At 67.2% G+C, this 14,760-nt stretch carries 12 protein-coding genes; 5 read left to right on the top strand and 7 right to left on the bottom strand.

Annotated elements, in window-relative coordinates:
• Positions 1 to 2: 2 nt before the first annotated feature.
• The 5 genes from VFE83_RS16460 to pyrH all read right to left on the bottom strand — a co-directional run bounded on the left by VFE83_RS16460 (position 3) and on the right by pyrH (position 4,042).
• Positions 3 to 854 carry a phosphatidate cytidylyltransferase gene (locus VFE83_RS16460; protein WP_324908135.1) on the bottom strand — a complete coding sequence of 284 codons (852 nt, stop codon included), beginning with the start codon at positions 852 to 854 and terminating at the stop codon, positions 3 to 5.
• Entirely contained in the window at positions 851 to 1,618 is a 768-nt protein-coding gene (gene uppS / locus VFE83_RS16455) for a polyprenyl diphosphate synthase (protein WP_324908133.1), read from the bottom strand. The genes VFE83_RS16460 and uppS overlap by 4 nt, the downstream gene beginning before the upstream one ends.
• A gap of 19 nt (positions 1,619 to 1,637) precedes the next feature.
• Positions 1,638 to 2,195, bottom strand: coding sequence for a ribosome recycling factor (gene frr / locus VFE83_RS16450; RefSeq protein ID WP_324908131.1), 558 nt, complete (start codon positions 2,193 to 2,195; stop codon positions 1,638 to 1,640).
• A gap of 118 nt (positions 2,196 to 2,313) precedes the next feature.
• Positions 2,314 to 3,249, bottom strand: coding sequence for a cation diffusion facilitator family transporter (locus tag VFE83_RS16445; protein WP_324908129.1), 936 nt, complete (start codon positions 3,247 to 3,249; stop codon positions 2,314 to 2,316).
• 64 nt (positions 3,250 to 3,313) lie between these two features.
• Positions 3,314 to 4,042 carry a UMP kinase gene (gene pyrH / locus VFE83_RS16440; RefSeq protein WP_324908127.1) on the bottom strand — a complete coding sequence of 243 codons (729 nt, stop codon included), beginning with the start codon at positions 4,040 to 4,042 and terminating at the stop codon, positions 3,314 to 3,316.
• A gap of 331 nt (positions 4,043 to 4,373) precedes the next feature.
• Between pyrH and VFE83_RS16435 the strand changes: the two genes are divergently transcribed.
• From VFE83_RS16435 to VFE83_RS16415, 5 genes are all read left to right on the top strand, one after another.
• On the top strand, positions 4,374 to 5,177 hold the full coding sequence (locus VFE83_RS16435; protein ID WP_324908125.1) for a TonB-dependent receptor: 804 nt from the start codon (positions 4,374 to 4,376) through the stop codon (positions 5,175 to 5,177).
• Positions 5,178 to 7,397 (top strand): TonB-dependent receptor plug domain-containing protein, encoded by a 2,220-nt coding sequence (locus tag VFE83_RS16430; RefSeq protein ID WP_324908123.1) that lies wholly within the window; start codon positions 5,178 to 5,180, stop codon positions 7,395 to 7,397.
• 464 nt (positions 7,398 to 7,861) lie between these two features.
• A complete protein-coding gene (locus VFE83_RS16425) occupies positions 7,862 to 8,407 on the top strand; it encodes an RNA polymerase sigma factor (protein WP_324908121.1) in 546 nt (181 codons plus the stop codon).
• Positions 8,404 to 9,390, top strand: coding sequence for a FecR family protein (locus VFE83_RS16420; protein WP_324908119.1), 987 nt, complete (start codon positions 8,404 to 8,406; stop codon positions 9,388 to 9,390). The genes VFE83_RS16425 and VFE83_RS16420 overlap by 4 nt, the downstream gene beginning before the upstream one ends.
• Before the next feature lie 97 nt (positions 9,391 to 9,487).
• Positions 9,488 to 12,343 carry a TonB-dependent receptor gene (locus VFE83_RS16415; RefSeq protein ID WP_324908117.1) on the top strand — a complete coding sequence of 952 codons (2,856 nt, stop codon included), beginning with the start codon at positions 9,488 to 9,490 and terminating at the stop codon, positions 12,341 to 12,343.
• 414 nt (positions 12,344 to 12,757) lie between these two features.
• Here VFE83_RS16415 and tsf read toward each other — a convergent pair whose 3' ends face one another.
• Entirely contained in the window at positions 12,758 to 13,639 is an 882-nt protein-coding gene (gene tsf / locus VFE83_RS16410; protein ID WP_324908115.1) for a translation elongation factor Ts, read from the bottom strand.
• Between the two features lie 126 nt (positions 13,640 to 13,765).
• Positions 13,766 to 14,578 (bottom strand): 30S ribosomal protein S2, encoded by an 813-nt coding sequence (gene rpsB / locus VFE83_RS16405; RefSeq protein ID WP_324908113.1) that lies wholly within the window; start codon positions 14,576 to 14,578, stop codon positions 13,766 to 13,768.
• Positions 14,579 to 14,760 lie beyond the last annotated feature (182 nt).

Here is a 14,760-nt window from a genome sequence, read left to right as displayed (position 1 = left end):
TGTCAGAACCCGAACATCGCCTTGCCGACCGCGAACACCGGCAGTGCCGCGAGCACGCCGTCCACTCGGTCGAGGATGCCGCCGTGGCCGGGGATCAGGTTGCCCGAATCCTTCACGCCCACGTGGCGCTTGAGCAGGCTCTCGAACAGGTCGCCGATGACCGAGAACAGCACGGTGACCAGCGCAACCAGCGCGACGGCGGGCAGCTGTGCCGGCGTTGCGCCCGAGATCAGCGCGAACACCACGCCGACGATCACGCCGGCAATCATGCCGCCACCCAGGCCTTCCAAGGTCTTGTTGGGACTGATGCGCGGCGCGAGCTTGCGCGGGCCGAACAGGCGGCCGCCCAGCTTGCGGCCGGCGAAATAGGCGCCGGTGTCGGCAGCCCAGACGATGGCGAGTGCGGTCAGCAGCCAGCGGTGCCCCGCGGGTTGGCTGGCGTGGATCCAGGCCAGCGCGCACCACGCCGGAATCATGCTGAGCGCGCCTGCGGCGAGCTTGAAGATGCGCGCGTGCGTGTTGTGGTCGCTGGCGAAGTCGAAGCGGCCCAGCCACAGCAAGGCGAGCAGCCACCAGACCACGCCGATCACCGATGCCAGCTGGAACAGCACCATGCTGTAGCCCGTGCTCGAGCGGGAGGCCCAGACCAGCGCCACCATCACCGCGAGGTTGGCCACCAGCAGCACCGTGCGGGCCAGCGTGTCCTCGATCTCGGCCAGGTCGAACCACTCCCACAGTCCGGCCAGGAACACCACTGCGGCCAGCGCGACCATCCACGGCGTAGGCAGCAGCAGGATCGCGACGATCGCGAGCGGCGCCATGACCAGCGCGGCAAGCAGGCGGGTTTGGGTCATTCAGGAATCTCGTTGGTCGGGGCCGGCGCCACCTGGGCGCCGGTCAGGCCGAAGCGGCGCTGGCGGCCGGCATAGTCGTCCAGGGCGCGCTGCAGTGTGGCGGCATCCAATTCGGGCCACAACAGGTCGGTGAACCACAGCTCGGTGTAGGCCAGTTGCCAGAGCAGGAAGTTGCTGATGCGGGTCTCGCCGCCGGTGCGGATGAACAGGTCCGGCGGTGGCAGTTCGGCCAGGCAGATCCGCGAGGCGATGGCGCGCTCGTCGATCTCTTCGGGATCCAGATGCCCGGCCGCCACGTCCTGCGCGAGCGAACGCGCCGCCTGGGCGATGTCCCAGCGACCGCCATAGCTGGCGGCGATGGTCAGGTGCAGGGCGTTGTTTGCGCGGGTGCGGTCCTCGGCGGACTGCATCTGCGCGCGGATCGCCTCGCTGAAACGTTCGCGCTCGCCGATGAAGCGCACGCGCACGCCGCGGCGGTCCAGCTCGTCCACCTCGCGCTCCAGCGCGCCAAGGAACAGCTTCATCAACGCGCCGACTTCGTCTTCCGGGCGGCCCCAGTTCTCGCTGGAAAACGCGAACAGGGTCAGCGCCTCGATGCCGCGCTCCAGGCAGAAGTCGATGCACACGTTGACGGCCCGCGCGCCGGCGCGATGGCCGATGACGCGCGGCCGGCGGCGGCGCTCGGCCCAGCGGCCATTGCCGTCCATGATGACGGCAAGGTGGCGCGGCAGGCGCGGGCTGGCGATGGCAGGTTCGGACGGCATGACGGGACGGTCGGACCCGTCAAACCGCCATGAGTTCCTGCTCTTTCGCCTTCACCACCTCGTCGACATCCTTGATGGCCGCGTCCGTGATCTTCTGGATCTCGGTTTCCGTGCGGCTGGCATCGTCCTCGGTGATCTGCTTTTCCTTGAGCAGTTCCTTGACCTGGTGGTTGGCATCGCGACGGATGTTGCGGATGGCGACCTTGGCGTTCTCGCTTTCGGAGTGCACCAGCTTAGACAGCTCGCGGCGCCGCTCCTCGGTCAGCGCCGGCAGGTTGAGGCGGATCACCGTGCCGGCCGTGTTGGGCGTCAGGCCCAGGTCCGAGGCAAGGATCGCCTTCTCGACCGCGCCGACCATCTGCTTCTCCCACGGCGTGATGGTCAACGAGCGGGCGTCGGACACGGCGACGGTGGCCACCTGCGACAGCGGCATGTCCGAGCCGTAGTAGTTCACCTTGAGGTGGTCGACCAGCGCGGTCGACGCGCGGCCGGTGCGGATCTTGATCAGGTCGTGGCGAAACGCTTCGACGCTCTTGGCCATGCGGGTCTGGGCGTCTTTCTTGATCTCGTTGAGCATCGCCGGCTCCGGTCCTGTTGCGGTAATCGCGGGATTATATAGGCAGGCCGTGTTTCCCCGCTCCGGGCGCGCGGCGCCGGGCGGTGGTATCCGGCAGGGGCCGCCCCGGGCGAACCGCTCAGTGCGGATGCTCGTGGCGGTGCAGGTGGTGCCCGCCGTGGGGCGCACGGTCGTGGCGATCGTGCTCGCAGGCGCGGCCCTGCTCGATCTGCAGGGTCGGGTGGTTGATGCCGAACCGGTGGTCGAGTTCGTGGTTGAGCCGGTCGATGAAGGCGTCATGGTCGCTGTGGTCCGGACGCACCAGGTGCGCGGTCATCGCGATCTCGCCCGCGCCCAGCGACCAGATGTGCAGGTGGTGCACGGCGCGCACGCCGGGCTGTTCGGACAGGAAGGCCTGCACCTGTGCGCGGTCGATGTTGCGCGGCACCGCATCCATCGCCGCGTTGAACGCATCGCGAAGCAGGCCGAATGCGCCGACCGCCACGACCACGCCGATCAGCAACGCGATGGCCGGGTCCAGCCACTCCCATCCCAGCCACCACATGCCCACGCCGGCCAGAACCGCGGCCAGGGACACGGCCGCATCCGCGACCAGGTGGAGGAACGCGCCGCGCCGGTTGAGGTCGTGCTCATGGCCTTCGCGCACCAGCCAGGCCGCGCCCAGGTTCACCACGATGCCCAGCGCGGCCACCAGCATCACGGGGAGCGCCGGAATCTCGGGCGGCGCACTGAAGCGGCGCACCGCTTCCCACGCCAGAGCGCCGGAAAAGGCCACCAGCAGCAGCGAGTTGGCCAGCGGCGAGAGCAGGGTGGCGCGGCGCCAGCCGTAGGTGTGGCGCTCGGTGGGCGGCCGACGCGCCAAGGCCGCTGCGCCCCAGGCCAGCGCCAGGCCCAGTACGTCGCCCAGGTTGTGCAGGGCGTCGGACAGAAGGGCCAGCGAATTGGTGGCGAAGCCATAGCCCGCTTCCAGCGCGGTGTACGCCAGGTTGATCAGCGTGACCGTGGCGAATGCTCGCGTCGTATTGAGCTGGCCGTGATGGTGTCCGTGTCCCATCGCCGCATGGTCTCACGCGGCTTCCGGCGAACACTATTACGTCCGGGCCGCGCTCCGCGTGGCATCAACCGCCGTTGCGGCCCTGGACCAGCGTGCCGATCGGCTCGCCGCGCAGGATCCGCAGCAGCTGGCCCGGCTGGCCCATGTCGAAGATGCGCAGCGGCAGGTCGCTGTCGCGGCACAGGGCGAACGCCGCGGTGTCCATCACCTGCAGGTCTCGCGCGATGACCTCGTCGTAGCTGAGCTTGTCGAAGCGGACCGCGTCGGCGTGCTTCTTTGGATCCTTGTCGTACACGCCGTCGACCTTGGTCGCCTTGAGCAGCAGATCGGCGCCGATCTCGATCGCGCGCAGCGCCGCGCCCGAGTCGGTGGTGAAGAAGGGGTTGCCGGTGCCGGCGGCAAAGATCGCGATGCGACCTTTCTCCAGATGGCGGATGGCGCGACGGCGGATGTAGTCCTCGCACACGTCGTTGATCTTGATGGCACTCATCACCCGGCAGCGGGCGCCGAGCTTCTCCAGCGCGTCCTGCATCGCCAGCGCGTTGATCACGGTGGCCAGCATGCCCATCTGGTCGCCGGTCACCCGGTCCATGCCGCCAGCGGCCAGTCCGGCGCCGCGGAAGATGTTGCCGCCGCCGATGACCAGCGCCACTTCGGCGCCGGCCTGCTGGGCCTCGATGACCTCGCGGGCGAGGCGGCCGATCATCTTCGGATCGATGCCGTAGTCCTCATCCCCCATCAGCGCCTCGCCGGACAGTTTGAGCAGGACACGGCGATAGGCGAGCTGGGACATGTGGACCTCGTGGTGGATGGCGGGGCAAACGGCGGAATTGTACGGGATCGGGCCGCTCGGCCCCGTGGGCGGCCCGGCCACCATCCTGAAGGCTCGTGGGCGGGGCCTAGTCGAGCTCCGGCGAAAGGAGCAAGGGCCGACTCTGCCGGATTCGCCTCAAAGCTTTGCTTTGTTTGCCCTCAAAATTTTCTTCGATGGGCGTGTATTGCTCGATTGAGACGAATTCACGCCGCCTGCATTGAACCCCCTCCATGACGAAAGTCATATTCGGGCTGCCCTTCGGGGGGAAGGGCATTCCACCAACTTTGGGGGTTACAACGTGTCAAGAACAATGAATCGCGCACTGCGACGCAGTGCGCTGACGGTAGCGCTTGGCCTGTGTTTTGCCTCGAACGTCCACGCCCAGTCCAACACCGCCGGTGCCGTCTTCGGCCAGGCGGCGGCGGGCGACACCGTATTGGTCGAAAATCCTTCGACCGGTTTCAAACGCGAGATCCGCGTCGGCAGCGACGGACAGTACCGTGCGTCCGCGCTGCCGACCGGCACTTACCGCGTCACGTTGCAGCGTGCCGATGGCACCAGTTCGGTGAGGGAGAACGTCACCGTCAACGTGGGCACCGGCACCTCGGTGAATTTCGCGGCCGCAGGGGGCGGCTCCGCGACGACGCTGGACGCGGTCCAGGTCACCGCTGCGGCGATGGTGAATCCGATCGACGTGTCGTCGGTGGAATCGACCACCATCCTGACCGCAGAACAGATCGCGAAGATCCCTGTGCCCCGTGATGTCACCAGCGTGGCGCTGCTCGCGCCGGGCACGGTCAAGGGCGATGCGGCGTTCGGCAACCTGGCCTCGTTCGGTGGCGCCTCGGTCGCCGAGAACGCCTACTTCGTCAACGGCTTCAACATCACCAACTCGTTCAAGGGCCTGAACTTCGCGACGATTCCGTTCGAAGCCATCGGCGAGCAGCAGATCAAGACCGGTGGCTACGGTGCCGAATTCGGCCGCGCGCTGGGCGGCGTGGTCAACCTGATCACCAAGCGCGGCACCAACGAGTTCCATGCGGGCGGAAACATCTTCTATACGGCGAGCAGCCTGCGTGCGACGGAACGCGACAGGGTTTCGCCCGACGGCTAGTTGATCGAGGACAACTCGCGCGACAAGGACCCGAGCGAGACCATCGTCTCCGCCTGGGCCAGCGGCGCCCTGGTGAAGGACACCCTGTTCGGTTACGCGCTGGTGCAGTACGGACGCGAAAGCGGCGAGCGCAGTTTCGGCAACCACCTCAGCGTGGCCAACGACAGCACTACGTCGAAGAATCCCAACTGGCTGGTCAAGCTGGACTGGAACATCAACGACGCCAACCTGCTGGAGTTCACCGCCTTCTCCGACAAGGAGGAGAGCGAGCGGGACGTGTACGCCAATCCGCAGGGCGTTAGCGAGCGGCAGAACTTCCTGGGCACCGTGCATGACGAAACCGGCGGCGAGAACTATGTGCTCAAGTACACCGGCTATCTGAGCGACAGCTTCACGCTCAGCGCGCTGTACGGCATGGGCGAATACAAGCGCAACAACTACGCGGTGAACGCGGCCGGCGAGCGCCTGGCATACGACGGGCGCGTGAGCCCGGACAACGCGACGGGCATCATCGGTGCAGCAGGTTGCCCAGTGGTGACGGACGGGCGCCCGGATGCGGTCGCCGGCCTCATTCCGGCCTATACGAGTTCGTGTGCGTTCCTCACCGGCTCCTCGGATTCGGCGCGCAACCTCGGCCTGGCCGATGCACGCGACAAGCGCGAGCAGTTCCGCATCGATGCCGAGTGGCAACTGGGCGATCACCTGCTGCGCTTCGGTTACGACACGGATACCTTCAAGTCCCGCGATGGCGAGGCGAGCGAGGGCGGCGTGGCGTGGCGCTATGTCGTCCGCAACGGTCGTGACCAGGTGCGCCGCCGCGTCTTCCAGACAGGCGCCGATGTGGAAGTCGATTCCGAAGCGTTCTATGTCGAGGACAACTGGAGCATCACCGACAACTTCATAGCCTACGTCGGCCTGCGCTGGGACAGCTTCGAGAACAAGAACGGCCTGGGCCAGACGTACGTCAAACAGGACGACCAGTTCGGCCCGCGGCTCGGTTTCTCGTGGGACGTCAACGGCGATTCCTCGCTCAAGATCTTTGGTAATGCCGGTCGCTATGCGCTTCCGATTGCGGCCAATGTGGCCGTGCGCGGTTCCAGTCCCTCGCTCTACAGCCAGCAGTACTTCGACTTCACCGGTGTCGATCCGGTGACTGGCGTGCCGTTGGGGCTTACTGCTGCCAGTGACCTGGTCTATCTCAACAACGAGTTCGGAACGGCCAAGGATCCGCGCACGGTAGCGTCGAAGAACCTCGATCCGCAGTACCAGGACGAGTACATCCTGGGCTTCCAGAAGCAGATCACGGACAACTTTGCCGGCGGCGTCCGCGCCATCTACCGTGACCTCAAGCGCGGCATCGACGATCAGTGCGACTACCATGTGCTGATGGAGTGGGCCGAAGATAACGGGTACGACTACAACGACTACAACCCGGCCTTCACTTATTGCCATATCTACAACCCCGGCAGCGACCTGGACGTCGAGATCGACATCGATGGCGATGGAACGCTGGAGAGCGTCTTCATCCCGGCCGACAAGATCGGTCCGAAGGCCAAACGCACGTACAAGGCCATCGAAGTGTTCGCCGAAGGGCAGCTCACCGACAAGTTCTTCCTGCAGGGCTCCTACACCTGGTCGAAGAACAAGGGCAACGCGGAAGGTGGCGTGAAGTCCGACATCGGCCAGGACGACACCGGCGTCACGCAGGACTTCGACTACCCCGAGCTGATGGTCGGTGCCGACGGCTACCCGCCGAACGATCGTCGCCACACGTTGAAGCTGTTCGGCAATTACGAGTTCAGCGAGCAGTGGTCGGTGGGCGCGAACTTCCTTTACCAGAGCGGCCGCCCGATCAACTGCTTCGGCGTGTACGCCGACGATCCAACCGGCTATGGCGCGAGCTACTTCTCGTGCGACGCCGGCCCGGTGGACCCGGACACGGGCAGCAACGGCACGACCATCGTCAACCGCGGCTCGGCAGGTCGCACGTCCAACATCTACAACGTCGACCTCAACGTCGCCTATCGCCCGTCGTTCGCCGATGGTCGCCTGGTGCTGAAGATGGACGTCTTCAATGTCTTCAACCGCCAGGAAGACCTGGCCGTGGACGAGTTCGGCGAGGACAGCACGGGCAACCCGCTGCGCGGCATCACCTACCTGACCCCGACCGTCTACCAGGCGCCGCGGGCGGTTCGCTTCATGGTCCAGTACAACTGGTAAGTCCGTCTCCAGGTGCTGTATCTCTGGCCGCCTCCGGGCGGCCTTTTTTTGGCCGGCGCCTCATCTCACGGAACCGTGGCACGCCGGACGAGGCACTGCGGTGTGACCCCGTTGGCACCCCTGAACCCGACGTTCAGGCGCCGGGTGGGGGAGCGTCCGCCCGGTGCGTTGATGAGGGCATGGACGGGCGGACGTATCACGCGATCGCTATGGAGCAGGGCGGCTGGGAGCCGGCCGACGCATCCGCGCTGCGCGCGTGCTACAACTTGCCACTGCCGCGCGAACCGGGCCCCGAATCTGCTCTCTTTCTTCCGGACGGCCCCTCGGAAGGCGCCGGCAGCCCAAAGAGCGCAGGAGCCGCCGGTCCCCGCCATGCATTGGAGCCTTCGACCCGTCGCCGGAACGCCGAGCTGCCGGAGTCGCACCGCGTGAACCCCCTGGCGCGCATGACACCCCTGCCTCCCGTGGCTGATGACCTTTCCGGACAGGACGGTTCCGGGTTCAACCGGTTCCTGCGGGAGCATCGCGCGCCGCTGGTGGCGTTCCTGGGCCGCCGCGTCGGCGAGGACGATGCGCAGGACATCGCCCAGGAAACCTTCATGCGGCTGATGCGCTATCACGCGCAGCCAGCCGACCAGCTGCGGCCGCTGATGTACCGCATCGCCATCAACGTGATCCACGACCGCGGCCGTCGCGATTCGACCCGGCAGGCGGGCCTGCACGTCAGCCTGGACGAGGACTTCGCGGCGCTGCCTTCCTCGGAACCGTCGCAGGACCTGCGCATCGAGCGCGAGCAGGAGCTCGGCCTGGTCCGGCAGGCCATCCTGCAACTGCCGACCCGTTGCCGGCAGGTGTACCTGCTCAACCGCATCGAAGGCCTGAGCTACAGCCAGATCGCGCAGCACTGCGACATATCGGTGAAGGCCGTGGAGAAACACATAGGCAAGGCGCTGGCATTGCTGCGCCAGAAGCTGAAAGAAGGCGGCCTGGACCGCGAGGAACGCTCATGAACACAAGGATGTCGCCGCCCGCAGATGGCGCGGCCGAGGCGTGGATGGCTCGCCTGATGGCGCCGGACTGCAGCCCGGCCGAACGTGCCGCCTTCGAGGACTGGCTGGCCGAGTCGCCCGAGCACATCGAGGCCTGGCTGGAGGTCGAACGCATGCTGGCGCTGACCCACGCCGTCGCCAGCGATCCGATGCTTCGGGCCGCCGCGCGCTCATCGCGTCGCGAGGGGGCCGCCGTCGCCCGCCGACCGTGGCGCGTGTGGATCCCGGCCGCCGCGGCGATGCTGGTGGCCGCGGTCGCCGCGCTTCAATGGTGGCCGCAGGTACAGCAGGCACCGGCGACGGTCGAGCATTTCGCGACCGCGATGGGCGAGCAGCACGAAGTCACTCTGCCGGACGGCACGGTGGTGCGCCTGGATACCGGTTCGACGCTGAGCACCCGCTTCGACGGCGAGCAGCGGCTGGTGGAACTCCGCCAGGGCCGCGCGCAGTTCGTGGTCGGCGAAGATCCGACGCGGCCGTTCCTCGTGCGTGCCGGAGACAGCCTGGTGCGCGACATCGGCACGACGTTCCAGGTCAGCCGCCGCGGCGAGCTGGTCAACGTCGGGTTGCTCGAGGGGCGGGTCGACGTGTCCACGCCGGCGACGGGCCAGGCGACGACCCTCGCACCCGGTGAGCAGGTCACGGTGGCCGCGGACGGAACGGTCAGCGAGCGGGCGCCACTGGACGTGGCCGCGGCGCGCGCCTGGCCGCAGGGTGACCTGGTCTTCAGGCAGCGCCGGCTCGACGAACTGCTGAGCGAGATGAACCGCTATTCCGCCAGGCAGGTGCGGTTGGCCGATCCGGAACTGGGCGCCCTGACCGTCAGCGGCGTGTTCCACGCCGGAGACCAGGAAGCGCTGGTCGCCGCGCTGGAACGCGGTTGGCCGGTGCGCGCCATCCGTACCGGCGAAGACGAAATCGTGCTGCATCCGCGCGGACGCTAATCCTGACGAGCTGCCGCGCCTTGCGCGGCGTGGGTGCATTGCATGCCGACTGCGCGCTCTCGTATCGTGAGCGTCTCGGGTCGACATTGCCGCACGAATGGCCAGGCCGTTCCGCCACACCCTCGCCATCGTCGGAGCACTGTGCTGGGCCTGGTCTTCCCACCCGGCCTGCGCGGCTGAACCCCCCGCGTCTTCGGTTCGCTTCGCCATTCCGGCGGGTTCTCTGGATCGCGCCCTGCAGGCGCTGGCGACCCAGAGCCGCGTGCAGATCCTCTACGCCCCGGAACTGGTCGAACAGCGCCGCTCGCCCGGCCTGCAGGCCCGCATGTCGGCGGAGCAGGCGCTGGAACTCGTGTTGCGTGACGCCGGCCTGCGCGCCGTGCAGATCAACGCCAACACTTATCTGATCGAGCGCGCGCCAGCGCCGGCAGCCGCCGCGACCGTGGCGCAGCCGGCAGCCACGCAGCCGCGCGAAGAGCCTGTCGAACTGGCCTCCGTGGAAGTCACCGGCACGCACATTCCGCGCGCGTCGATCGACGTGGTCACGCCGGCGCCGCTGACCCGCATCAACCGCGCACAGATCGAAGCCAGCGGCTACGAGACCCTGCTCGAACTGCTCAGCCACCAACCGGGCGTCATCAGCCATCATCCGGTGGACGTGGCCACCGACGGCGGATTCCAGTCGCAGCAGCCCTTCGCCGCGGCCGCTACCACCAGCCTGTACGGACTGGGCCCGCGCGCCACCCTGATCCTGGTCGACGGGCGTCGCGTGGCGAATTACGGGCTGGCATCCGCGGACCTGGGTGGCCTGACCGATCTCAACGGCATCCCGTTGAGCATGGTCGATCGCATCGAGATCATGCGCGGCGGCGCCTCGGCGATCTACGGCGCCGACGCCATGGCGGGTGTGATCAACATCATCCTCAAGCGCGAACAGAACGGTGGGGACGTCATCGCGCGCTATGGCCTGTCCGAGCGCGGCGACGCAGAGCAGCAACGGCTGTCGGCGAGCTACGGCATGACGACGGAGCGCGGCGGCAGCGTGTTCCTCGCGGCGGACTACCTGCATCGCGACGCGCTGTCGGGCGCGGATCGCAGCTGGCGAACGGCGGACCTGCGCCGTTTCGGCCTCCGCGATTGGCGCACGCCATTGGGGTATTTCAGCCTGCTTGACGTGTCGCTGGTGCGCGACGTGTGTCCCGACGACGTTCGCGACGTCGACGGCGGCTGTCACCTGGATACGCCGAAGTACCTGAGCCTGCAGCCGGAGATGGAAAGTGGCGCGCTGTATGCGCGCGTGCTGCAGCCGGTGTCGTCCGGGGTGGAACTCGACGCCATGCTGCGCCTGGGCCAGGTGAAGCAGCAGTTGCAGGGCGCGCCATTCCACGGCGCGGTGCTGTTGCCGTTCGGACATCCCGACGATCTGGTGGTGAACGGCGTGCCCACGCTGCTCGACTACGCCTTCTTCGACATCGGGCCCGTGCGCAGCCGCAGCACCACGGACAGTGTGGACGCAGGCGTCGGTCTGACTGGGTATCGCGGCGCGTGGCAGTGGCGCGCGTACCTCTCGCACCATCGCAACAGCGTCGACAACCTGATCGACGGCATGGTGAGCAATAGCGCCCTGTCGCAGGCGTTGGCCGACCAGAGTTACCGCTTCAATTCCCCTGACAATCCGGCCAGCGTGCTGCGCGCGTTGTCGCCGCGCGTCGAGGCGGAAGGCGAAGCGAGCATGGACCAGCTGTCGCTGGACGTGAACGGTCCGTGGTTCACGCTGCCGGGCGGCGACAGCCAGGTCGCGCTGGGTATGGAGTGGTCGACCGATGCGTTGCGCAACGATCCCGATGAACGCATGCTCAATGGCGACATTGCCCTGGGCGCACAGAAGAGCCGCATCGACGATCGCCGCAACAGTGCGTCGTTCTATGCCGAGCTGACCATGCCGTTGACGTCGTGGCTGCACGTGGACACGGCGTGGCGCATCGATCATCGCCAGGACTACGGCAGCGACGACTCACCGATGTTCGGCGTGAAGTGGATGCCCACGCAGTCGCTCACCGTGCGGGGCACGGCCGCGACGGGCTATCGCGCGCCGTCGCTGTTCGAACTGCGCCGTCCCACCGTGTCCGGCGCGATCGATGCGGTCGAAATGACGCCGGCGATGACGCCGTGCCTGTTCACCGCCACACTCGAGAACGGCATCACCTACTGCCTGCTCGAACATGGCGCGGTCGAGAATCCGGATCTGGAACCTGAAACCTCGCGCAGCTACACGCTGGGGGTGGTGTGGTCGCCGGTGTCGAACTTCGACGTCAGCCTGGACCGGTTCCGCATCCGGCGTCGCAACGAGATCGTCACCACCGATGCCTTCGCCGACCCGGAGGCCTTCCCGGACGCGTGGGAGCGGGACGAACAGGGCCGGCTGGTCGCCATCAACGATTACTTCACCAACGTCGGCCGCACCGAGGTGGAGGGATGGGAGCTCCAGTCCGAATACCGGCTGGATGCCGGCAGCGCCGGGCGTTTCACCTTCCGCCTGGCGGCCAGCTACCTGTCCCGCCTGGAGCGCCAGGCGGACGCGCAGAGCCCCGCGCTGGACTTCGCGGGCCATGGCGCGCCGAAGCGCTCGGTGCTGGGCTCGGTGGAATGGGCCATGGGCCCGTGGGTGACCGCACTGAACCTGCATGAGCTGGGGCCCGCGAAGGTCGCCGCACCCGGACAGCCGTGTCCGGTGTGGAACGTCGAGGCCGGCCGCTGCACGACGCCGTCGTTCACCACCGCTGATCTGTACGTGGCCTACGCGGGCTTGCGCAACTGGCGCCTCTCGCTGAACGTCAACAACCTGACCGACCACGAGCCGGTCAATTACGCGGTCGGCAAGGGCGGCTACGACATCGCCTACGACGATCCCCGCGGACGCTACTACCTGCTCAGCGCCGCGTACCGCTTCTGAAACGCGCGCACCGAGCGCGACCGGAACTTCGCACTCTGACCAGGGCTGGCCGGGGCGGCCGGCGGCTGCCTGTCGGAAAAAAGTTTTTCTGGAGGTAGGGGGGAGGCCGCAAGGCCGCGTTATGAGCCATGTACTTCCGGAAGGAAGGTCACGCGCCACGGACGGCGCACTTTCCGGAAGGGGCCAGGGATCGGCCCACAAGGAACACGTACCAGGACGGTGCGTTCGCGGCGGGAACCACGGGACCTGCCGACCGGATCGATGCAGACCCTGCTGCCTCGACCCATTCTGGAGAAGCCCCGGACGGCTTCTCCAGACCCTCCCCCAGGCGGCGCACCATCCTCGGCGCCGCCAAAAAGCGAAAAGGCCGCGATCGCTCGCGGCCTTTTCCTTTGGTGCGAAGGGGAGGGTGGCTTACGCCAGGCCCGCCTGCTTCATGACCTCGGCGGCGTAATCCTCGACCACCTTCTCGATGCCTTCGCCCACCACCAGGCGGGTGAAGCCGACCACTTCGGCGCCAGCGGCCTTGGCGGCCTGCTCGACGGTCTGGTCGGTGTTGAGCACGTACGGCTGGCCGTACAGGGTGACTTCGTTGACGATCTTGTTGATCTTGCCGCTGATGATCTTCTCGAGGATGTCGGCCGGCTTGGCCTTGTCCTTGTCGCTCATCTTGGCCAGCTCGATTTCCTTTTCCTTCTCGACGAAGGAAGCCGGAACGTCGGCCGCCTTGACGTACGGCGGGTTCATCGCGGCCACGTGCATCGCGATGCCGCGGGCCAGGTCGGCGTCGCCGCCCTTCAGCTCGACCAGCACGCCGATCTTGCCGCCATGCACATAGGCAGCGACGTTGTCGTTGCTGCTGATGCGGGCGAGGCGACGGATCTGGATGTTCTCGCCGAGCTTGGCAATGGCGGCAGCGCGCGATTCCTCGACAGTCTCGCCGGAGGCCAGCTTGGCGGCCTTCAGGGCTTCGACGTCAGCGGCGCCGGACGCCAGCGCAGTCTCGGCGACGGTATTGGCGAACTTGATGAAGTTCTCGTCCTTGGCGACGAAGTCGGTCTCGGAGTTGATCTCCACCAGCACGGCGTTGCCGCCGTTCTGGGCGACCGCGATACGGCCTTCGGCGGCCACGCGGTCGGCCTTCTTGTCGGCCTTGGCCAGACCCGACTTGCGCAGCCACTCGGCCGCGGCGTCGATGTCGCCGTTGTTTTCGGTCAGAGCCTTCTTGCACTCCATCATGCCGGCGCCGGTGCGCTCGCGCAGTTCCTTGACCAGGGAAGCGGTGATTTCTGCCATGGGGTACCTCGAATGGTGTAGGGCGGGCGCGGGCCCGCCTTGCTGTTCCGGAGACGCGGGGCGGACAGGCCCCGCGCAGGACGTCGATGCGGGCACGCAGCATGGCGCGGCCGCGTGACGCGGGTCTTACTCGGCCGCTTCGGCCTTGCGGGCGCCCTTCTTGGCCGGGGCGCGGCGCGGACCCTTGCGGTCGCCGGCCTCTTCGCCTTCGGCGGCCTCGGCGAAGTCCTCTTCGCGCACGCCAGCCGGCGTCGGCGCAGCGGCCTTGCCTTCCAGCACGGCGTCGGCGGCGGCGCGGGCGTACAGCTGAACGGCGCGGATGGCGTCGTCGTTGCCCGGGATCGCGTAGTCCACAAGCTCCGGATCGTAGTTGGTGTCGACCACGGCGATGACCGGGATGCCCAGCTTCTTGGCTTCCTTGATCGCGATGTCTTCGTGGCCGATGTCGATCACGAACAGGGCGTCGGGCAGGCGGTTCATGTCCTTGATGCCGCCCAGCGAGGCTTCCAGCTTGTCGCGTTCACGGCGCAGGCCCAGCACTTCGTGCTTGACCAGCTTCTGGAACGTGCCGTCGGTCTCGGCGGCTTCCAGCTCCTTCAGGCGCTGCACCGACTGCTTGACCGTGCGGAAGTTGGTCAGGGTGCCGCCCAGCCAACGCTGGTTCATGTACGGCATGCCGCAACGCTCGGCCTCTTCCTTGATCGCCTCGCGCGCGCTGCGCTTGGTGCCCAGGAACAGGATCATGCCGCGCTTCTGGGCGATGCCCGAGATGAAGTTCATCGCGTCGTTGAACAGCGGAACCGTCTTCTCGAGGTTGATGATGTGGATCTTGCCGCGCGCGCCGAAGATGTACGGACCCATCTTGGGGTTCCAGTAGCGGGTCTGGTGGCCGAAATGGACGCCGGCTTCCAGCATCTGGCGCATGGTGATCTGGGGCATTGCTTGTAACTCCAGGCAGTGGAACCGGCCGCCGGATAGGTGATGGCGGTGCCGCGGCGGGGCCGGGGCGGTGGTTCCGGGGTTGGGCCTCCCCGCAGCTTCCGTGACCGAACCGACGCCGTCTCTTGTAATGGAGCCTTGGCTCCAGACGGCATGGGCACCCCGGCACGGAGGGTGGCTGC

Source organism: Lysobacter sp., assembly GCF_035655815.1.
Classification (GTDB): Bacteria; Pseudomonadota; Gammaproteobacteria; order Xanthomonadales; family Xanthomonadaceae; genus Lysobacter_J.
The sequence above is the reverse complement of the archived record's forward strand: the minus strand, read 5'-3'. Positions and strand labels throughout refer to the sequence as shown.